17 protein-coding genes are annotated in these 19788 nt (G+C 69.3%); 11 read left to right on the forward strand and 6 right to left on the reverse strand.

Features of this window, described 5'->3' with window-relative positions; all coding sequences use genetic code 11:
- Nucleotides 1-171: 171 nt before the first annotated feature.
- The 5 genes from I4Q42_RS25425 to I4Q42_RS25445 form a co-directional block, all read right to left on the reverse strand.
- Complete coding sequence (locus I4Q42_RS25425; RefSeq protein WP_198578904.1) at nucleotides 172-2583, reverse strand: glycoside hydrolase family 3 N-terminal domain-containing protein; 2412 nt, start codon at nucleotides 2581-2583, stop codon at nucleotides 172-174.
- 101 nt (nucleotides 2584-2684) lie between these two features.
- Nucleotides 2685-2975 carry an addiction module antidote protein gene (locus tag I4Q42_RS25430; protein WP_198578905.1) on the reverse strand — a complete coding sequence of 97 codons (291 nt, stop codon included), beginning with the start codon at nucleotides 2973-2975 and terminating at the stop codon, nucleotides 2685-2687.
- Nucleotides 2972-3283, reverse strand: a complete 312-nt coding sequence (locus I4Q42_RS25435; protein ID WP_198578906.1) for a type II toxin-antitoxin system RelE/ParE family toxin — start codon at nucleotides 3281-3283, stop codon at nucleotides 2972-2974. Before I4Q42_RS25435 ends, I4Q42_RS25430 begins: the two co-directional genes overlap by 4 nt.
- Nucleotides 3284-3449: 166 nt before the next feature.
- A complete protein-coding gene (locus I4Q42_RS25440) occupies nucleotides 3450-5390 on the reverse strand; it encodes a M61 family metallopeptidase (RefSeq protein WP_232793446.1) in 1941 nt (646 codons plus the stop codon).
- Nucleotides 5391-5484: 94 nt separating this feature from the next.
- Nucleotides 5485-6225 (reverse strand): glutathione S-transferase, encoded by a 741-nt coding sequence (locus tag I4Q42_RS25445; protein ID WP_332873151.1) that lies wholly within the window; start codon nucleotides 6223-6225, stop codon nucleotides 5485-5487.
- Nucleotides 6226-6330: 105 nt separating this feature from the next.
- Here I4Q42_RS25445 and I4Q42_RS25450 point away from each other — a divergent pair, with 105 nt between their 5' ends.
- The 5 genes from I4Q42_RS25450 to I4Q42_RS25470 all read left to right on the forward strand — a co-directional run bounded on the left by I4Q42_RS25450 (nucleotide 6331) and on the right by I4Q42_RS25470 (nucleotide 11153).
- The gene (locus I4Q42_RS25450) at nucleotides 6331-6960 is read left to right on the forward strand and encodes a PepSY-associated TM helix domain-containing protein (RefSeq protein ID WP_332873152.1); all 630 of its coding nucleotides are present in this window, start codon (nucleotides 6331-6333) and stop codon (nucleotides 6958-6960) included.
- Between the two features lie 16 nt (nucleotides 6961-6976).
- The gene (locus tag I4Q42_RS25455; protein WP_198578909.1) at nucleotides 6977-7489 is read left to right on the forward strand and encodes a DUF2271 domain-containing protein; all 513 of its coding nucleotides are present in this window, start codon (nucleotides 6977-6979) and stop codon (nucleotides 7487-7489) included.
- Nucleotides 7490-7506: 17 nt separating this feature from the next.
- Nucleotides 7507-8445 (forward strand): DUF4198 domain-containing protein, encoded by a 939-nt coding sequence (locus I4Q42_RS25460; RefSeq protein ID WP_198578910.1) that lies wholly within the window; start codon nucleotides 7507-7509, stop codon nucleotides 8443-8445.
- Nucleotides 8446-8601: 156 nt separating this feature from the next.
- A complete protein-coding gene (locus I4Q42_RS25465) occupies nucleotides 8602-9606 on the forward strand; it encodes an FAD:protein FMN transferase (protein ID WP_198578911.1) in 1005 nt (334 codons plus the stop codon).
- Nucleotides 9603-11153 (forward strand): flavodoxin domain-containing protein, encoded by a 1551-nt coding sequence (locus I4Q42_RS25470; protein ID WP_198578912.1) that lies wholly within the window; start codon nucleotides 9603-9605, stop codon nucleotides 11151-11153. Before I4Q42_RS25465 ends, I4Q42_RS25470 begins: the two co-directional genes overlap by 4 nt.
- Nucleotides 11154-11280: 127 nt before the next feature.
- Here the strand turns inward: I4Q42_RS25470 and mobA are convergent, their stop codons facing one another.
- Nucleotides 11281-11823: a molybdenum cofactor guanylyltransferase gene (gene mobA, locus I4Q42_RS25475; protein ID WP_198578913.1), complete on the reverse strand. Its 543-nt coding sequence runs from the start codon at nucleotides 11821-11823 to the stop codon at nucleotides 11281-11283.
- A gap of 100 nt (nucleotides 11824-11923) precedes the next feature.
- Here mobA and I4Q42_RS25480 point away from each other — a divergent pair, with 100 nt between their 5' ends.
- From I4Q42_RS25480 to I4Q42_RS25505, 6 genes are all read left to right on the forward strand, one after another.
- Nucleotides 11924-12979 carry a LacI family DNA-binding transcriptional regulator gene (locus tag I4Q42_RS25480; protein ID WP_198578914.1) on the forward strand — a complete coding sequence of 352 codons (1056 nt, stop codon included), beginning with the start codon at nucleotides 11924-11926 and terminating at the stop codon, nucleotides 12977-12979.
- 179 nt (nucleotides 12980-13158) lie between these two features.
- The gene (locus I4Q42_RS25485) at nucleotides 13159-14313 is read left to right on the forward strand and encodes a fumarylacetoacetate hydrolase family protein (RefSeq protein ID WP_198578915.1); all 1155 of its coding nucleotides are present in this window, start codon (nucleotides 13159-13161) and stop codon (nucleotides 14311-14313) included.
- Between the two features lie 30 nt (nucleotides 14314-14343).
- On the forward strand, nucleotides 14344-15090 hold the full coding sequence (gene xylB, locus I4Q42_RS25490; RefSeq protein WP_198578916.1) for a D-xylose 1-dehydrogenase: 747 nt from the start codon (nucleotides 14344-14346) through the stop codon (nucleotides 15088-15090).
- A 153-nt stretch (nucleotides 15091-15243) separates the two neighbouring features.
- Complete coding sequence (locus tag I4Q42_RS25495) at nucleotides 15244-16113, forward strand: SMP-30/gluconolactonase/LRE family protein (RefSeq protein ID WP_198578917.1); 870 nt, start codon at nucleotides 15244-15246, stop codon at nucleotides 16111-16113.
- The gene (xylD, locus tag I4Q42_RS25500) at nucleotides 16100-17881 is read left to right on the forward strand and encodes a xylonate dehydratase XylD (protein ID WP_198578918.1); all 1782 of its coding nucleotides are present in this window, start codon (nucleotides 16100-16102) and stop codon (nucleotides 17879-17881) included. The genes I4Q42_RS25495 and xylD overlap by 14 nt, the downstream gene beginning before the upstream one ends.
- Nucleotides 17882-18028: 147 nt before the next feature.
- A complete protein-coding gene (locus I4Q42_RS25505; RefSeq protein WP_198578919.1) occupies nucleotides 18029-19594 on the forward strand; it encodes a GH39 family glycosyl hydrolase in 1566 nt (521 codons plus the stop codon).
- The last annotated feature ends 194 nt before the right edge of the window (nucleotides 19595-19788 follow it).

Here is a 19788-nt window from a genome sequence, read left to right on the forward strand (position 1 = left end):
GGCGGGGGCGGGGGCGCTGGGGGGGGCGGGGGGGCGGGCGGGGGGTTCCTCTCCTGGGACCCGGCGGGGGGGGGGGGGGGGGGGGCGGGGCGGCGGCGCCCCCCCCAGCGCGGCGCTCCCCCCCTCAGTCGGCTTCGCCGACAGCTCCCCCAGAGGGGGAGCATATATCCTCTAAACCACCGTCAGCTTCGTCGCCTTCAGATCCACCGAATTCGGCCCGACCAGGATCGAGAAATCCCCAGGTTCGACCACCCGCTTCATCTCCAGGTTCCACAGCCACAGATCCGACGGCCCCACCTCGAAGATCACCGTCTTCTTCTCGCCCGGCGCCAGGGTGACGCGCTTGAAGTGCTTCAGCTCCAGCACCGGACGGGTCACCGAGGCGGCCTCGTCGTGGATGTAGAGCTGCACGACCTCGTCGCCGGCCACCTTGCCCGTGTTGGTCACGTCCACCGAAACGGCCGTGCTCTCGCCCTGGCCGATGCTGGCCTTGGACAGGCGCGGGGCGGCGATGTCAAAGGTCGTATAGGAAAGCCCGAAGCCGAACGGATAGAGCGGGCTGGTCTGACGGTCGAACAGGTAGCCGCGGCGGGCCGTAGGCTTGCGGTTGTAGTAGATCGGCAGCTGGCCGACGTCGCGGGCGATGCTGACCGGCAGCTTGCCGCCCGGATTGGCCCGGCCGAACAGTACATCGGCGGCGGCGTTGCCCGTCTCCTGGCCCAGATACCAGCCCTCGACCAGGGCGTCGGCCTGCTCGGCCAGCAGGTTCACCGACAGCGGCCGGCCGTTGAGCAGGAACACCACGGTCGGCTTGCCCAGGGCGAAGATCGCCTTGGCCAGGTCGTTCTGCTGGCCGACCAGGTCCAGGCTGTCGCGGTCGCCGAGGTGGGCGTCGGCCCAGGCCTCGCGGCTGGTCTGCTCGTTGTCGCCCAGCACCAAGACGACGACGTCGGCCTTCTTCGCCACCTCGACCGCTTCCGCAATGAGCTTCGCGTTCACGGCCGGATCGACCAGCTTGACCTCGTCGGCGGCCCAGACGCGCTTTTCGGTGATCCGCACGGCCTCGGCGTAGTCGAGGGCGAAGCCCTGGGCCTTGGCCTCGGCGGTCAGGCCCTCGAAGACCGAGACCACGTGGCGCGGCTCGTCGGAATAGCCGCCGATCGGGGTGTCCTTGGCGTGCGTGCCCAGCAGGGCCAGGCGCTTGATCTTCTTGCCGTCCAGCGGCAGCAGGCCCTTGTCGTTCTTCAGCAGCACCACCGCCTTGCGGGCGGCTTCGCGCGCCAGGGCGATCGCTTGCGGAGTCGCCGTCTTGGCGTCGGCGGTCTTTTCATCCGCATACGGATTTTCGAAGAAACCGCCCTCGAACTTGATCCGCAGCACCCGCGCCACGGCCGCGTCGACCTCGGCCTCGGGGATGCGTCCGGCTCGCACCAGCTGCGGCAGCAGGGCGTAGGCCTCGCCGTCGGGCAGCTCGACATCGACGCCGGCGTGCAGGGCCATCACCGCCGTATCGGCCAGCTGGTCGGTCAGCTTGTGACGGGTGATCATCTCCTTGATGGCGAAATAGTCGCTCATCGTCGCGCCCTGGAAGCCCCACTCGCCACGCAGCACGTCGGTCAGTAGCCAGCGGTTGGCGTGCGAGGGCACCCCGTCGATTTCGTTGTAGCTGGGCATGACCGAGCGGACCGGCAGCTCCTTCACCGCCCGCTCGAACGGCGGGAAGAAGTTCTCGCGCAGGGTGCGCTCGGCGATCTGGGCCGGGCCGACATTGGTGCCGTTCTCGGGCTGGCCGTGGCCGGTCATGTGCTTAAGGGTGACGAACACCTTGTCGGGGGCCAGCGGCAGGGTCTTGCCCTGGAAGCCGCGGATGGCGGCCAGGCCCATCTCGGCGCAGACGTGCGGGTCCTCGCCATAGGTCTCCTCGATGCGGCCCCAGCGCGGGTCGCGGGCCACGTCGACGACGGGGGCCAGGGCGATGTTGGAGCCGCGCGCGCGCATCTCCTTGGCGGCGGTGGAGAACACCTTCTCCACCAGCTCCGGATCGAAGGTCGAGGCCAGGGCGATGGCCTGCGGGAAGCTGGTGGCGTCGCGCGCGACATAGCCGTGCAGGGCCTCGTCGTGCATCAGCATCGGAATGCCCAGCCTCGTCTTCTCCATCGCCCACTTCTGGGCGGCGTTGACGTAACGGGCGGTCTGCGGGGCGTTGCGACCGACCGAGCCGTCGTCGGCCCCGGCGGCGGCGTTGACCTCGGTCGTGGGCTTGAGGCCCTTGCGGTCGGTCGGGCGCGAGATCTGGCCCAGGCCGTTGGGGAAGTTCTTGCTGGCAGTCTCGGGCGAGAAGTCGCCCTCCGGGGTCTGGATCGCCGCCTTGGTCAGCCAGATGCCGATCAGCTGGGCGGCCTTCTCCTCCAGGGTCATGCGCCCCAGCAGGTCCTTGACCCGCGCCTCGACCGGCTGGGAAGCGTCCTTGTAGAGCGGCTTGTCGCCCGCCGCTTTCGGCGCGGCCCGAACCATGGGGGCCATGGCGGCGCCGAGGGCGGCCAGGCTGACGCCCAGCGTACGGCGGGTGAGAGTGGTGGTCATCCTGCGTTTCCCCAGCATCCGTCACGGCGGCTTCGCGCCGTCTTGCCTGACACTATGGGTGAGGTTGTCTGACCACTCAAGCCCCATGTTACCGGTCACTTTCAATCAGTGACGGGAACGGTCGAAAGGCGTAACCCCAAGGCGCTCACCACCTTCAGCACGGTGTCGAAGCGCGGATTGCCGTCGCTCGCCAAGGCCTTGTAGAGGCTCTGCCGTCCCAGCCCGGCAACCTCGGCGATCTCGGTCATGCCCTTGGCGCGCGCCAGGACGCCCAGGGCGTCCGCGATGAAAGCCGCATCCCCTGTGGCCAGGGCCTCATCGAGATAGGCAGCCGCCGCTTCCGGCGTTTCGACATAGGCGGCGGGATCAAACGGCTTGGTCTCGACGGTCATGCATCGCCTCCATTCTCGTCCAGCTCTCGCGCCAAGGCTTTGGCCCGAGTGATGTCACGCGCCTGGAAGTTCTTGTCGCCAGCGCACAGCACCACGATCAAGACCTCGCCTCGCTGGACCACATAGACCCGGTAGCCCGGCCCGACATGGACCCGCAGTTCGCTGACGCCTTCGCCAACGGGCCGAATATCGCCAAGCAGGCCAAAGGCGAGCTGGCGAATACGGGCGGCGATCCTGGCCTTCGCCACGGCGTCACGCAGCTCCGCCATCCAGCGACGAAAGATCTCGGTCTCGCGAACTTCGATCACACAAATGTCTCCCATAGGAGACACGCAAGCACAAGCCGAAGCCGTCACCTGTTTGTCCCGCAAAGAAGAAAGGCGCTCCGACAGAAGCCGGAACGCCCTTCATATTACGCGAACAAATAGAGAACTCAATTTTGAGTTCTACCGCTCTGCTGTTGGCTCTCTCGCCCTACTTCCGCGCCGCCAGGATGTCGTCCAGGCGGGCCGGGGTTCCGGCGATGCGCTCCAGGCGCGGGTAGCGGAGGCCGCCGGTGTAGTCGAGCTTCACCGTCCGGTAGCGCGAGCCGTCCTTGACCAGCAGCTCGACCGCCCCGCCCTTGGCGGTGGCCTTGACGGCGGCCTTCAGCTTGTCGGCGTCGTAGGCCTCGCCGTTGACGGCCACCAGGGTCAGGCCCTGGGTCAGGCCCGCGTTGAAGGCCGGGCCGCCCCACTGCACGTCGCCGAGCACGCCGTCCGAGCCCACCGTCAGGCCGATCGAATAGGCCAGGTTGGTGGTCTTGGTGCGGGTCTCGGAGACCTTGAAGTAGTCGGTCGGGGTCTCGGTATAGACCAGCTTGTAGCCGCCCCGGGTCAGGCCATCGAGCGGGGCCTTGGGGTTCACGCCCTCGATACGGTTCTTGAGGAAGCTCGCCCAGTCGTAGGCGACCACGCCGTTCAGGTTCGAGACCACGTCGTCGAAGGTGTAGGTGTGGGGCACGTAGGAGCCGTCGGCGACGCCGAAGAAGGCCTTGGCGAAGTCGTCGAGCGACTTCTTGCCGCCGGTCTTCTCGCGGATCAGGGTGTCGGCGTCGAGCCAGACCAGCTGGCCTTCGGAATAGTAGTCCTCGCTGCGCTGGTAGGAGAGCCAGGACAGCGGCTTGCGGTTGGCGATGATCGGATCGTTGGTGGTGTCCTGCACCGGGCGCCAGTCGCGGCCGCGGCGGTTGTCGTACAGCGCCGCCGTCATGGCGATGGCGTCCAGGGTCTGGTCCTTGCTCAGCAGGGTCGAGCGCGCCGACAGCACGAAGCCCCAGTACTGCGTCTGGCCCTCATAGACCCACATCAGGCTGTCGCGCATCGGGGTGTTGAGGGTCGGGGTCCACAGGTCCGCGCCACGGCGGAACTTGCCGTTCCACGAGTGGGTGAACTCGTGGGGCAGCAGGTCGCGGCCGACATAGGCCTTGTCCCAATCGGCGAAGTATTTCGGCGCGACGCGGTTCTCGCTCGACCGATGGTGCTCCAGGCCGATGCCGCCCAGCTGGTCCGACAGGGCGACCAGGAAGTCGTAGTGGTCGTAGTGCTGCGAGCCGTAGAGCTTGTAGGCCTGCTGCACGAGGTTCTTGTGGGCCTGGAGCTGCTCGGGCTTGTAGTCCAGCAGTTCGGGTTTGTCGGCGATCATGTTCAACCGCACCGGAACCTTGGCCCCCGGATCCAGATCGACCGACTTGAAGTAGCGGCCGGCGAACATCGGCGAGTCGACCAGGGTCTCGACCGTGGTTGGCTTGAAGGTCGTCACCTGGCCTTCGGTCTTGGCGACCTCGAGGGCCGAGGCGAACTGGAAGCCTTCGGGCAGCTTGACGGTCGGCTCGATGGCGATGCGGCGGGTGAAGTGGCCGGCCGGATACATGGCCATCTGCAGCCATTGCAGGTTCAGCATGTCCGGGGTCATGACGATGCGGCCGACCTTGGTCTCGACCGGCGACAGGAACTTGTAGGCGACGTTCAGCTCGGTGACGCCGGCCGGCACGTCGAGGTGGAAGGCGTTGACCTCGACCACGTCGCGCTTCCAGGGGATCACCTGGCCGTTGGCGGTGATCACCAGCCCGGCCAGCTTGTCGAGGTCGTTGCGCGGCGAGTGGCCGCCCGGCACCCACTCCGGATAGTAGAGGGTCAGCGGGCCGGCCTTGGCCACCGGCAGGGTCAGCTTGATGTCGAAGATCTTGCGGTCAAGGTCGGTCGCGTCGACGAACAGCTTCAGCGTGCCCGGATAGGCCACGTCCTGCGGGGCGGCGATGGGCGGGGTCGGCGGGGCCGGCTGGGGCAGATAGTCCTGGGCGAGAGCCGCGCCGCCCACCAGCGACAGCAGCGAAACCGAGAAGAAAAGCGCTTTCACGAAACCAACCCAATGCAGCCCGCGAATGTCCCATCGCGGCGGAAGCCAGGATACTTCTTGTGTTGAGGGGCGGTTGTCGAGGCCAAGTTCGCCGCACGTTGTTATAATATAGCTAGGCCGGGTCCAGCTCCGGATAGCGCCGGAAGATGCCCATTTCGTTGAACGGGATGCGTCTTTCGGAGGCGAGATAGGCCCCGACGCGTGGCAGGTCGGCGACCCGATCGTGCAGGGCCGTGACCTTGGGGATGTCCGGCTCCAGCCTGGCCATCGCATGCGGGAAGGCGTAGCGCAGGCCTTCCACCGCCTGGAACAGCGACAGGTCGGCATAGCTGACCGCCCCGCCGGCCAGCCAGGCGTCGCCGCCGTCCAGAGCCCGCTCGAACCAGCCCATGAACTTGGGGATTCGCTCTGAGCGGAACTCGGTCGAACGCCGCGCCGCCTCGTCCTTCTGGTCCTCGTAATAGAGGCCCATGCCGACGGGGTGATGGGTGTCGTGGGCCTCGGCCACGAGGTCGGCGATGGTCAGCTGCAGCTGGTTGACCCACAGCCGGCCGGTCTCGGCCGCAGGGGCCAGGTCGTGCTTCGGTCCGAGGTACAGCAGGATGTTGGCCGTCTGGCCGATCACCAGGTCGCCATCGACCAGGAACGGCGGGGCGAAGGCCGCGCGCGGGCCGCCGATCTCGACCAGGTCATCCATCAAGGCGTCCTCGCCGCCGCCCTCGTCTTCCGGCGCGCGGGCCACGTCGACATAGGGCGCGCCGGCCGCCTCCAGCGCCAGGCGGACGAACTCGCCGCGCCCCTGGATGCCCGGCCAATAATGCAGCTGATAGGTCATGCCCACAGAACCGATCACGGGCGGATTGTTTCCAATCGTGGCCAGAGACCGATCGGGTCTTGTAATTGCAAGTCGCTCTCAAGTATGGACGGCGGCATCGAAGCTCGTCCGTTCCGGAATCCCGTGAAAGCCGCCGCCGAACAGAACCGCCGCTCCTTCTGGCTCAAGCAGTTGCACCAGTGGCACTGGATCAGCGCGTCGGTCAGCCTAGTGGGCATGCTGCTGTTCGCCATCACCGGCTTCACCCTCAACCACGCCGGCGCGATCGAGGCCCAGCCCAAGGTGGTCAGCCTCAAGGCCACCCTGCCCGCCGACCTGATCGCCGAACTGGCCAAGGGCCCGGTCGAGGGCAAGCGCCCGCTGCCGATCAAGGTCGAGACCTGGCTCGACAACGCCGTCGACGCCGACATCGCCGGCCGCGTGGGCGAATGGTCCGACGCCGAGGTCTATCTGGCCCTGGCCCGTCCCGGCGGCGACGCCTGGATCGCCATCGACCGCGAGACCGGCGCCGTCGAGCACGAGAAGACCACCCGCGGCGCCATCAGCCTGCTGAACGACCTGCACAAGGGCCGCAACGCCGGCAAGGCCTGGGGCTGGTTCATCGACATCTTCGCCGGGGCCTGCGTGATCTTCACGGTCACCGGCCTGATCCTGCTGCAGTTCCACGCCCGCGGGCGGCCGATGACCTGGCCGCTGACCGCCGCGGGGCTGGCCATACCGCTCCTCATTCTGATCTTGTTCGTCCACCTCTAGTGAAAGGCCGCCTTCCGTGAAGCGCACCGTTTCCCTGCTGACCTTCGCCGGCGCCGCCGTCGGCGCTCCCGCGATGGCCGCCGACCTCAATGTCACCGTCGAGATCCCGCGCCTGACCGTGGCCGAATACCACAAGCCCTACGTCGCCATCTGGGTCGAGGCGCCCGACGCCACCGCCGCCGCCACCCTGGCCGTCTGGTACGATCCGGACTCCAAGGAAGACAAGGGCGAGAAGTGGCTGAAGGACATGCGCCAGTGGTGGCGCAAGGCCGGCCGTTCGATGAGCTTCCCGGCCGACGGCATCTCCTCGGCCACCCGCGCGCCCGGCCCGCAGAAGCTGACCTTCAGCGGCTCCAAGAGCGAGCTGTCGAAGCTGAAGCCCGGCGCCTACACCCTGGTGGTCGAAGCCGCCCGCGAAGTCGGCGGCCACGAGGCCGTGCGCGTCCCGTTCGTCTGGGGCAAGGCCGGCAAACCCGCCACCGCCAAGGGGACGGCCGAACTCGGCGCCGTCTCGGTCACCGTCAAATAATCAAAGAGAGAAACGCCATGACCCTTCGCAAGCGCCTTCTCGCCCTGACCGCCGCCACGGCGGCCCTGGCCCTGCCGCTGGCCGCCCACGCCCACCGCTCGTGGTTCGTGCCCTCGGCCACCATCCTCTCGGGCGACGGCTCGTGGGTCACGGTCGACGCGGCCGTGTCCAACGAACTGTTCTACCCCGACCACCGCGCCATGCGCGTGGACGGCGTGGTCATCACCACCCCGGACGGCACGACCGAGCCGGCCAAGAACGCCGCCACCGGCCAGTACCGCTCGGTGTTCGACGTCGAGCTGGCCAAGCCCGGCACCTACAAGATCGGCACCGCCTCGGCCTCTATCATGGCCAGCTGGAGCGAAGGCGGCGAGACCAAGCGCTTCCGCGGCACGCCGGAAGACTTCGCCAAGCAGGTTCCGGCCGGCGCGGCCGATCTGAAGACCATCAAGAGCTTCAACCGCAACGAAACCTTCGTCACCCGCGGCGCGCCCACCGACACCGTCCTGAAGCCGACCGGCAAGGGCCTGGAGCTGGTTCCCGTCACCCACCCCAACGACCTGGTCGCGGGCGAGGCGGCGACCTTCAAGTTCCTGGTCGACGGCAAGCCGGCCGCCGATCTCGAAGTCACCATCGTGCCGGGCGCCGCGCGCTATCGCGCCACCCCGGGCGAGATCAAGGTCAAGACCGGCCCTGACGGCGCGGTGAAGTTCACCCTGCCGGAAGCCGGCATGTACTGGCTGAACGCCAGCGTCCGCACCGGCGAGACCGGTCGCGGCGGCATGGGCGGCGGCGCTCCCGGCGGCGCCCCCGGTGGTCAGGGCGCCCCGCAAGGCGGTCCTCCCGCTGGCGGCCCGGGCGGCGGTCCGGGTGGTCCGGGCGGCGGCACGGGCCCGCTGGCCGGCAACGGCTTCAGCGCCAGCTACACCGCGACCCTGGAAGCCCAGCGTCCGTAATCCACATATCTCTCCCTTCCCCCTTTGATGGGGGAAGGGTCGGGGATGGGGGTGACACCGGCTCAGGACCTGGCTCCGCCGGGGTGACGTCCACCGCCGCTCCACCCCCAACCCTGCCCGTCCCCCATCAAGGGGGAAGGGAAGAGGTTTCCCCCCATGACCCGCGTCCTCGTTCCCCTGATCTCCACGCCGCCGGCCAGGCCGGTGGGCGGGATCGTGCGCGGGTTCGACGGGGCGACCATGGGCACGACATGGTCGGTGAAGGCCGTCCTGCCCGCCACCACCGACCTTCCGGCCATGACCGCCATGGTCCAGCGCGCCCTCGACCGCGTCGTGGCCGAGATGAGCGCCTGGGACCCGATGTCGGCCCTCTCCCGCTTCAACCGCTCGGCGGCCAGCAGTTGGACCGCCCTGCCCGAAGGCTTCGCGACCGTGCTGCGCCGCGCCCTAGAGATCGCCGAGGGCAGCGACGGCGCCTTCGATCCGACCCTGGGCGCGGTCACCGATCTCTGGGGCTTCGGCCCCCGCCCCATCTCCGGCGCGCCGCCCAGCGCCGACGCCATCGAGGCCGCCCGCGCGCCCATGGGCTGGAGCCGCATCGTCCTGGACGGCGACGCGCTGTTTCAGCCGGGCGGCCTGTCCATCGACCTCAACGGCATCGCCAAGGGCTTCGGCGTCGACGAGGCGGCCCGCGCCCTGGAGCGGGCCGGCGTGCGCTCCTACCTGGTCGAGGTCGGCGGCGAGCTGCGCGGCGTGGGCGCCAAGCCCGACGGCCAGCCCTGGTGGGTCGAGCTGGAGCGCCCGCCGGTCGCTTCGGCCAACGACGAGGCCGCCCCGCGCACCCTGCTGGCCCTGCACGGCCTGTCGGTGGCGACCTCGGGCGACTACCGCCGGTTCTTCGACCATGCCGGCAAGCGCTACGCCCACACCCTGGATCCCGCCTCCGGCGCGCCCTGCGACGCCGGCGTGGTCAGCGTCACTGTCATCCATCCCGAGTGCATGACCGCCGACGCCCTGGCCACGGCCCTGACCGTCATGGGTCCGGACGCAGCCCTGGCCTTCGCCACGGCCCGGAACCTGCCGGCCCTGATCGTCACCCGCGGCCCGAACGGCCTGGAGGAGCGCCTGTCGCCGGCCTTGCAGGCGATGCTCGACGCATGACCGACCTGCTCTCCGCCCTGCCGCCGGGCTCGCGCCGCCTGGTCCTGGCCGCGATCGTCGTCGGCCTCTACATCCTGCTGTGCGCCGGGATCGCGCTGAAGGTGGCGCTGCGCAAGGCCAAGGCCCGCCGCGAGGAGGCCGCCCTGGCCGCCGGCGCCGGCGAGCCGGTGTTGGTCGCCTTCGCCAGCCAGACGGGCTTTGCCGAGGAGCTGGCCCTGGCTACGGCCAAGGCCTTGCAGGCCGCCAACGTGCCGGTGCGCCTGCGCGAACTGGCCGCCGTAGAGCCCGCCGACCTGACCGGCCGCGCCCTGTTCATCGCCAGCACCACCGGCGAGGGCGACGCCCCCGACAACGCCAGCCGCTTCATCCGCGACGTCATGGCGACCGAGCCGAACCTGTCGGGCCTGACCTACGCCGTCCTGGCCCTGGGCGACTCGACCTACGCCCAATACTGCGCCTTCGGCCATTCGCTGGACGCCTGGATGGCCCGCAACGGCGGGGTGCGCCTGTTCGATGCGGTCGAGGTCGACGATGGCGACGCCGCCGCCCTGCGCCACTGGCAGTCGCAGCTGTCGGTGCTCACCGGCGCGACCGACGCCCCCGACTGGAGCCGCCCGGCCTATGGCCGCTGGACCCTGGCCGACCGCCGCCTGCTCAATCCCGGCTCGGCCGGCGAAGGCGCGTTCCACGTGCGCCTGGAGCCGCTGGACGGCGGGCTCAACTGGCAAGCTGGCGACATCGTCGAGATCGGCCCGCGCAACGCCCCGTCCGACGTCGCCGACCTGCTGGCGCGGCTGTCGCTGAACGCCGAGGCGCCGGTGAAAGCCGACGAGGCCGCCACGCTGGGCGAGGCGCTGTCCTGGCGTCGCTTACCCCACGAACCCGCCTCGATCACCGCCCTGGTCGGAACCTCGCCCCAGGCCTTGGTCGACGCCCTGTCGCCCCTGCCGCATCGCGAATATTCGATCGCTTCCCTGCCGGCCGACGGCGGGGTCGAGCTGGTCGTGCGCCTGATGCGTCGCGCCGACGGCAAGCCGGGCCTGGGCTCGGGCTGGCTGGTCGAGCATGCGCCGGTCGGGGCCGAGATCGCCGGCCGGGTGCGATCGAACCGCAGCTTCCACGCGCCCGAAGACGACCGGCCGATGATCCTGATCGGCGCCGGCACCGGCCTGGCCGGCCTGCGCAGCCACTTGAAGGCCCGCGCCGCCATGGGCCGCAAACGCAATTGGCTGGTGTTCGGCGAGCGCTCCTCGGCCCACGACTATTTCCACCGCGAGGAGATCGAGGCCTGGGTCGCTTCGGGCGTCCTGGCCCGGCTGGATCTCGCCTTCTCCCGCGACCAGGCCGAGAAGGTCTATGTCCAGCACCGCCTGCGGGCGGCCGCCGACGAGGTCCGGGCCTGGGTGGCGCGCGGCGCGGCGATCTATGTCTGCGGCTCGCTGGAAGGCATGTCGCGCGAGGTCCACGCGGCCCTGGCCGAGATCCTCGGCGCGGCGGCGCTGGAGGACCTGGCCGACCACGGGCGGTATCGGCGGGACGTGTACTGAGGGCGGGAGCTCCGAAGCTCGTGCCCCCCTTTCAGAAGTCATCGCCCGCTTCATGCGGGCGACCCAAGCTGAACTCGCCACATCCTGACACCCCGCTTGGGTCGCCCGAACAAGTCGGGCGATGACTCTATTTTGGGGAATTGGGACGAGGATCGAGCCGCGCCCGCTCCTCCGGCGTATTGGCTCCCAGGATCCGCGCCCGCGCGTCCTCGGGACACGGCAACACCGCCAGCCCCGCCCGCTCGACCAGCCGCCGCAACGGCCACCCGGCCGCAGCGCCCTCCGGCACGGCCCCGAGCGGCAGCACCATCGGCACGGGCGAAACCTCGAACGTCGCCCCCGCCTCCGCCGCCAGCAGCGGCGCCAGGTCGTCCACCGTCAGGGTCGGCGCATCCACGGCCAGCACCAGCGCCCGGTCGCAGCCACGCGCCCGCAGCGCCGCGACGCCCGCCAGCACCCCGCCGACCGGCCCCGCGCCCTCCTCGGGATCCGGCACCCAGTCCAGCCCGTAGTCGCGCCCAGCAGTCAGCACCACGCTTGCTCCAGCCGCCCGCGCCAGTTCGGCCACGCGATCGACGGCGCGCACGCCGCCCCAGTCGAGCAGGGCCTTGTCCCGCCCCATCCGGATCGAGCCGCCGCCGCACAGGATGATGGCGCCAAATGCGTTCATGGCCCTTCCTTACGCCCGCCTGGAGACCGCTACCAAGGCCGCGCTTCCCCCGCGCGCGAGAAACGGTCTAGACTCGCCCCAAAGGGACGGATTTCTCAGTATGAACGAACGCACCGAGCGCACGCGGCGGCGCAGCAGCCAGAGCGCCACGATCCGCGACGTCGCCGCGCTCGCCGGGGTGTCGCCGATGACCGTCTCGCGGGTCATCAACCGCGAATCCACGGTCAAGGAAGAGACGCGGGCCCTGGTCGAGGCGGCCATCGCCGAGCTCAACTACGCCCCCAACCCGGCAGCCCGCAGCCTGGCGGGCAGCGCGCCGTTCCGCATCGGCCTGCTCTATGACAACCCCTCGACGGGCTATCTGTCGGAGTTCCTGGTCGGGGCGCTGGACGAGAGCAGCCGCACCGGCTCGCAGATCGTCATCGAGAAGTGCGCCGAGCCCGAACTGGCCGGCGCCACCCTGGCCCGCCTGCTGAAGACCGGCGTCGATGGCCTGATCCTGCCGCCGCCCTTGTGCGAGTCCCAGACCGTGCTGGCCGAGGTGAAGGCCGCCGGCGCGGCCGCCGTGGCCGTCGCGCCGGGCATGGCCAGCAGCGACATGGCGACCATCCGCATCGACAACGAGGCCGCCGCCTTCGAGCTGACCCAGCACCTGCTGAGCCTGGGCCACAAGCGCTTCGGCTTCATCAAGGGCCACCCCAACCAGACGGTCAGCCAGCAGCGGATGGACGGCTTCATGACCGCCCTCAAGGCCGCCGGCATCCCGCTGGAGGACGTGCGCATCGAGCAGGGCTTCTTCACCTATCGCTCGGGGCTTGAGGCGGCCGAGCGGCTGCTGAACGTCAAGGACCGGCCGACCGCCATCTTCGCCGCCAACGACGACATGGCCGCCGCCACGGCGGGCCTGGCCCATCGCCTGGGCCTGGACGTGCCGGGCGACGTCTCGATCGTCGGCTTCGACGACACCTCGATCGCCGCCAACATCTGGCCGGCCCTGACCACCGTCCACCAGCCCATCGCCGCCATGGCCCGCGCCGCCGTCGACCTGGTGCTGGAAGAGATCCGCCGCCACCGTGACGGCACGGGCGAGCCCCGGCAGCTGATGCATCCGCATACGCTGATCGTGCGGGCCTCGACGGGGCCGGCGCCGCAGTAGTCAGATGCCTGCCCCGCAAAGCGGGGCAGGACCGCGGCAGCGCTTCTGGCAGACCCTGTAGAACAGTTGTCAGACAACTGGCTTGCGCCCCTCCACATGTTAGCGCTAACAAGTGGACGAGTACGAAAGCGTGGGTGGGCGTTCGCATGATCCACCGCGCGCGATAGGGAGAAAACGCGGTGGGCGTGACGCAATACCTTCCCGAGGACTGGCGGGAAGCGACCCTTCTGGGCCGCATCGATTTCGGCCAGGGCCCGACCCCCGTCGTGGTGCGCGGCGGCCGTGTCGAGGACGTCAGCAAGATCGCCCCCACCGTCGCCGACCTGATGAACGCCTACGCCCCCGGCGCGGAAATCCCGCGCGGCGAGGACAAGGGTCCGCTGGAAGAGCTCGACCTGCGCGCGGTCTGGGAAGACCCGCAGGGCGAGGCCGCCGCCAAGCTGCTGGCCCCCGTCGACCTGCAATGTCTGAAGGCCGCCGGCGTCACCTTCGCCGTCTCGACCCTGGAGCGGGTGATCGAGGAACGCGCCCGCGGCGACGCCGCCGCCGCCCTGAAGATCCGCGAGCAACTGTCCGAAAGCATGGGCGGCGACCTGCGCAGCGTGAACCCGGGCTCCGAAGGCGCCGAGCGCCTGAAGCAGACCCTGATCAAGGACGGCCTGTGGTCGCAGTACCTCGAGGTCGCCATCGGCCCCGACGCCGAGATCTTCACCAAGGGCCCGACGCTGTCGTCGATGGGCTGGGGCGACCAGGTCGGCGTCCGCAGCGACAGCCACTGGAACAATCCCGAGCCGGAAGTCGTGCTGCTGTGCGACGGCCAGGGCCAGATCCGCGGCGCCTCGCTTGGCAATGACGTCAACCTGCGTGACTTCGAGGGCCGCTCGGCCCTGCTGCTCAGCAAGGCCAAGGACAACAACGCCTCCTGCTCGATCGGCCCGTTCTTCCGCCTGTTCGACGACGCCTTCAGCCTGGACGACGTCCGCTCGGCCGAGGTCGAGCTGAAGATCACCGGCCGCGACAACTTCGTGCTCGACGGCAAGTCGAACATGAGCCTGATCAGCCGCGATCCCGCCGTGCTGGCCAGCCAGGCCTTCGGCAAGCAGCATCAGTATCCGGACGGCTTCGCCCTGTTCCTGGGCACCATGTTCGCCCCGATCCAGGACCGCGACACCGCCGGCCAGGGCTTTACCCACAAGGTCGGCGACCGCGTCCGCGTCTCGACCCCCAAGCTGGGCGTGCTCGAGAACGAGGTGACCACCTGCGACCAGGCCAAGCCCTGGACCTTCGGCATCTCGGCCCTGATCCGCAATCTGGCCGGCCGCGGCCTGCTGTGACCCTCGTTTCCTCTTTCCAGGCTTAAGCGCATGTCCTCCGCCATCTATCCCAGCCTCCAGGGCAAGCGCGTCGTCATCACCGGCGGCGGCTCCGGCATCGGCGCGGGCATCACCACCGCCTTCGCCAAGCAAGGCGCCGAAGTGATCTTCGTCGACATCGCCGTCGAGGACTCGCAGGCCCTGGTCGCTGACCTGGCCGACGCCGCGATCAAGCCGGCCTTCAAGGCCGTCGACCTGACCGACCTGGAGGCCGTGAAGGCCTTCTTCGCCGAGATCGGTCCCGTCGACGTGCTGGTCAACAACGCCGGCAACGACGATCGTCACAGCCTGGCCGACGTGACCCCGGCCTACTGGGACAACCGCATGAACGTGAACCTGCGGCACATGCTGTTCTGCGCCCAGGCCGCGGCCCCGGGCATGAAGGACCGCGGCGGCGGCGCGATCATCAATTTCGGCTCGATCAGCTGGCACCTGGGCCTGGAGGACCTCGTCCTCTACGAAACCGCCAAGGCCGGCATCGAGGGCATGACCCGGGCGCTGGCCCGCGAGCTGGGCCCCGACGACATCCGCGTCACCTGCGTGGTGCCGGGCAACGTCAAGACCAAGCGCCAGGAGAAGTGGTACACCCCGGAAGGCGAGGCCGAGATCGTCAAGGCCCAGGCCGTCAAGGGCCGCATCCTGCCGGCCAACGTCGCCTCGCTGGTGCTGTTCCTGGCGTCCGACGACGGCAGCCTGTGCACGGGCCACGAATACTGGATCGACGCCGGCTGGCGATAAGATAGGTCGGCGAAGGACCCCCTCCGGCCCTCCGGGCCACCTCCCCCAGAGGGGGAGGATCTAGGAGCGCCGCACCAAGAAGATGCTCCCCCTCTGGGGGAGCTGTCGCGGAGCGACTGAGGGGGCCAGCGCCGTAGGAGGAGACGAAGCGCGATGACTGCCCCCACCTGCGTCTGGGACCTGAAGGCCACGCTCGGCGAAGGGCCGATCTGGCATGGCGACGCCGTCTGGTTCGTCGACATCAAGGGCCACAGGGTCCACCGCTACACCCCCGCCACCGGCGAGACCGCCAGCTGGGACGCCCCCGACCAGGTGACTTTCGTCGCGCCGCGCGTCGGCGGCGGCTTCGTCGCGGGCCTCAAGAGCGGCCTGCATCACTTCACGCCGGAGCTGGGCTTCACCTTCATCTCCGAGATCGAGGACGCCGGCCTCGACAACCGCCCCAACGACTCCACGGTGGATGCGCAAGGCCGCCTGTGGTTCGGCACCATGCATGACGCGGAAGAAGCCGACAGCGGCGCGCTCTATCGCCTCGAAGCCGACGGTTCGCTGAGCCAGCACGACGCCGGCGTCTGCATCACCAACGGCCCGGCGGTCAGTCCGGACGGGGCGACCTTCTACCACACCGACACCCTCGGAAAGGTGATCTGGGCTTTCGACATTGGCGCCGATGGCGGCCTGTCGAACAAGCGCGAATTCTTCCACCTGGAGATCGAAGACGCCTGGCCGGACGGTTCGGTGGTCGACGCCGAGGGTTTCGTCTGGACGGCCCTGTGGGGCGCTCGCGGCGCCATTCGCCTGTCGCCGGAAGGCCAGATCGTCCAGCGCGTCGAGCTGCCGGCAATCAACGTCACCAAGCCGTGCTTTGGCGGGCCGGACCTGAAGACCCTCTATTTCACCACTGCCCGCAAGGGCCTCAGCGACGAGCAGCTCGCCGCCAACCCGCTGTGCGGCGGCCTGTTCGCCCTGCCCGTCGACGTCGCCGGCCAGCCGCAATACGAGGTGCGCCTTGACCTCCGCTAACAGAACGCCCCGCCGGTTCCGCTCGCGCGACTGGTTCGACAATCCCGACCACATCGACATGACCGCCCTCTATCTGGAGCGGTTCATGAACTACGGGATCACCCCGGAAGAGCTGCGCAGCGGCAAGCCGATCATCGGCATCGCCCAGACCGGCAGCGACATCTCGCCCTGCAACCGCATCCACCTGGACCTCGTCACCCGGGTGCGTGACGGCATCCGCGACGCCGGCGGCATTCCGATGGAGTTCCCGGTCCACCCGATCTTCGAGAACTGCCGTCGCCCGACGGCGGCCCTGGACCGGAACCTCTCCTATCTGGGCCTCGTGGAGACCCTGCACGGCTATCCGATCGACGCCGTGGTGCTGACCACCGGCTGCGACAAGACCACCCCGGCCGGCATCATGGCCGCCACCACGGTCAACATTCCGGCCATCGTGCTGTCCGGCGGGCCGATGCTGGACGGCTGGCACGAGGGCGAGTTGGTCGGCTCGGGCACGGTGATCTGGCGCTCGCGCCGCAAGCTGGCGGCCGGCGAGATCGACGAGGCCGAGTTCATCGAGCGCGCGGCCTCCTCGGCCCCCTCGGCCGGCCACTGCAACACCATGGGCACGGCCTCGACCATGAACGCCGTGGCCGAGGCGCTCGGTCTGTCGCTGACCGGCTGCGCGGCGATCCCCGCCCCGTACCGCGAGCGCGGCCAGATGGCCTACAAGACCGGCCAGCGGATCGTCGACCTGGCCTATGAGGACATCAAGCCCAAGGACATCCTGACGAAGAAGGCGTTCGAGAACGCCATCGCCCTGGTCGCGGCGGCCGGCGGCTCGACCAACGCCCAGCCGCACATCGCCGCCATGGCGCGGCATGCGGGGCTCGAAGTCACCGCCGACGACTGGCGCGCGGCCTACGACATCCCGCTGATCGTCAACATGCAGCCGGCCGGCAAGTATCTGGGCGAGCGCTTCCACCGGGCCGGCGGCGCGCCGGCGGTGCTGTGGGAGCTGCTGCAGCAGGGCCGCCTGCACGGCGACGTCCTGACCGTCACCGGCAAGACCATGGGCGAGAACCTGCAGGGTCGCGAAACCGGCGACCGCGAGGTGATCTTCCCCTACGCCGAGCCTTTGGCCGAAAAGGCGGGTTTCCTCGTTTTGCGCGGCAACCTGTTCGACTTCGCGATCATGAAGGCCAGTGTCATCGGCGCCGACTTCCGCGAGCGCTACCTGTCCAAGCCGGGCCAGGAAGGCGTGTTCGAAGCCCGGGCCATCGTCTTCGACGGCTCGGACGACTATCACGCCCGCATCAACGACCCGGCCCTGAACATCGACGAGAGCTGCATCCTGGTGATCCGGGGCGCGGGTCCGATCGGCTGGCCGGGCTCGGCCGAGGTGGTCAACATGCAGCCGCCCGATCACCTGCTGAAGAAAGGGATCATGAGCCTGCCGACGCTCGGCGACGGGCGCCAGTCGGGCACCGCCGACAGCCCCTCGATCCTCAATGCCTCGCCCGAGAGCGCGGTGGGCGGGGGCCTGTCGTGGCTGCGGACCGGCGATGTGATCCGCATCGACATCAACACCGGCCGCTGCGACGCCCTGGTGGACGAGGCCGTGATCGCCGAGCGCCGCAAGGAGGGCATTCCGGCCGTGCCGGAGACCATGACTCCCTGGCAGGAGATCTATCGCGCCCATACCGGTCAGCTCGACACCGGCGGGGTGCTGGAATTCGCCGTGAAGTACCAGGACCTGGCGGCGAAGCTGCCGAGGCATAACCACTAAAGCCAGCGCTGCGGACCTCGCCCTTCGACAAGCTCAGGGTGAGGTCCTTCTGCTCCGGCGGTTCGACTGAAAACCTCATCCTGAGCCTGTCGAAGGACGAGGTTTTCACGCCGCCCAAGAAACCGATCGGGAAGAGGAAACGAAGCCATGTTCTCGCGCCGCCGCCTGATGGCCGCCGCCGCCAGCCTGACAGCGCTGCCGGTCCTGCCCGCCTTCGCCGCCGACAAGCGCGTCATCGCGCTGGACGTCGCCAAGGCCACGACGCCGGTCGACCGCTTCTTCGACCTCTCCATCGGCTCGGACTATCCCGGCACCCTGCTGCGCGACGACAGCCTGGCCCAGCTGAAGACGGCGTCCGACGAGCTGAAGTTCCGCTACATCCGCTTCCACGCCATCTTCCACGACGTGCTGGGCACGGTGAAGAAGGGTCCGGACGGCAAGATCGTCTATGACTGGACGAAGATCGACCAGCTCTACGACCGGCTGCTGGCCATGGGCCTGAAGCCCTTCATCGAGCTGGGCTTCACGCCCGAGGCGATGAAGACCTCGGACCTGACGATCTTCTGGTGGAAGGGCAACACCTCCCACCCGCAGTTCGAGCCCTGGGCGCACCTGATCGACGCCTTCGTGACGCACCTGCGCGGCCGCTACGGCGAGGCCGAGGTCCGCACCTGGTTCTTCGAGGTCTGGAACGAGCCCAATCTCGACGGCTTCTGGGAAAAGGCCGACCAGAAGGTCTATTTCGACCTCTACGCCCTGACCGCCAAGACCATCAAGGCGATCGACCCGACGCTCCGAGTGGGCGGCCCGTCGACGGCCGGCGCGGCCTGGGTTCCGGAGTTCCTGGCCTACTGCAAGACCAATGGCGCGGCGGTCGACTTCGTCACCACCCACACCTACGGCGTCGACGGCGGCTTCCTCGACGAGAACGGCAAGGACGACACCAAGCTGTCGCTCTCCCCCGACGCCATCATCGGCGACGTGCTAAAGGTGCGCCGCGAGATCGAGGCCTCGGCCTTCCCCGGCCTGCCGCTCTACTTCACCGAATGGAGCACCAGCTACACGCCGCGCGACCCGGTGCACGACAGCTATCACAGCGCCGCCTACATCCTGGCCAAGCTGAAGGGCGTCAAGGGCGCGGTCCAGGGCATGAGCTACTGGACCTACAGCGACCTCTTCGAGGAGCCCGGCCCGCCGACCGCGCCGTTCCAGGGGGGCTTTGGCCTGATGAACCCGGAGGGGATCCGCAAGCCCTCGTGGTTCGCCTACAAGTACCTGGCGGCCCTGCGCGGCAAGGAGATCCCGTCCACGGACGGTTCGGTGCTGGCCTCGGTGGACGGCGGCAAGATCGCGGCCCTGGTCTGGGACTTCACCCAGCCGGTGCAGCCGACCAGCAACCGCTCGTTCTACACCAAGGTCCAGCCGACGACCGACGCCCCCGCCGCCGCGCTCAGCGTTGCTGGCCTCAAGCCCGGCCGCTACCGCCTGAAGGCCCAGCGCACCGGCTTCCGCGCCAACGACGCCTACACGGCCTATATCGAGCTGGGCCTGCCGCAGAAGCTTTCGGCCGAGCAGGTGACGCAGCTTCAGGCCCTGACCACCGACAAGCCGGTGGTCGACAAGACCGTCACTGTCGGCAAGGACGGCGTCGCCAAGCTCGACTTCGCCATGCGCAAGAACGACCTGGTGCTGGTGACGCTGGAGCAGGGCTGAAGATGCTCCCCCTGAAGGGGGAGCTGTCGCGAAGCGACTGAGGGGGAAGTGACTGCTGACCTAGCGGCTGCTGAGAACGGGGGGGGGGGCCCCCCCCCGCCCCCCCCGCCCCCCACCGCGCGGGGGGGGACGCCCCCCCCGCCGCCACCCGCCCCCCCCCCGGGCGGGCGCGGGGCCGCGCGCCCCCCCGCGGC

The sequence above is a fragment of the Caulobacter hibisci genome, from assembly GCF_016135805.1.
In the GTDB taxonomy this organism is placed as follows: Bacteria; Pseudomonadota; Alphaproteobacteria; order Caulobacterales; family Caulobacteraceae; genus Caulobacter; species Caulobacter hibisci.

Bases quoted from the DNA above. Each gene is read 5' to 3' on its own strand.
- I4Q42_RS25425 (WP_198578904.1), bottom strand. From the start codon at position 2,583: ATGACCACCACTCTCACCCGCCGTACGCTGGGCGTCAGCCTGGCCGCC.
- I4Q42_RS25430 (WP_198578905.1), bottom strand. From the start codon at position 2,975: ATGACCGTCGAGACCAAGCCGTTTGATCCCGCCGCCTATGTCGAAACG.
- I4Q42_RS25460 (WP_198578910.1), top strand. From the start codon at position 7,507: ATGACCCTTCGCAAGCGCCTTCTCGCCCTGACCGCCGCCACGGCGGCC.
- I4Q42_RS25465 (WP_198578911.1), top strand. From the start codon at position 8,602: ATGACCCGCGTCCTCGTTCCCCTGATCTCCACGCCGCCGGCCAGGCCG.
- I4Q42_RS25470 (WP_198578912.1), top strand. From the start codon at position 9,603: ATGACCGACCTGCTCTCCGCCCTGCCGCCGGGCTCGCGCCGCCTGGTC.
- mobA (WP_198578913.1), bottom strand. From the start codon at position 11,823: ATGAACGCATTTGGCGCCATCATCCTGTGCGGCGGCGGCTCGATCCGG.
- I4Q42_RS25480 (WP_198578914.1), top strand. From the start codon at position 11,924: ATGAACGAACGCACCGAGCGCACGCGGCGGCGCAGCAGCCAGAGCGCC.
- xylB (WP_198578916.1), top strand. From the start codon at position 14,344: ATGTCCTCCGCCATCTATCCCAGCCTCCAGGGCAAGCGCGTCGTCATC.
- I4Q42_RS25495 (WP_198578917.1), top strand. From the start codon at position 15,244: ATGACTGCCCCCACCTGCGTCTGGGACCTGAAGGCCACGCTCGGCGAA.
- I4Q42_RS25505 (WP_198578919.1), top strand. From the start codon at position 18,029: ATGTTCTCGCGCCGCCGCCTGATGGCCGCCGCCGCCAGCCTGACAGCG.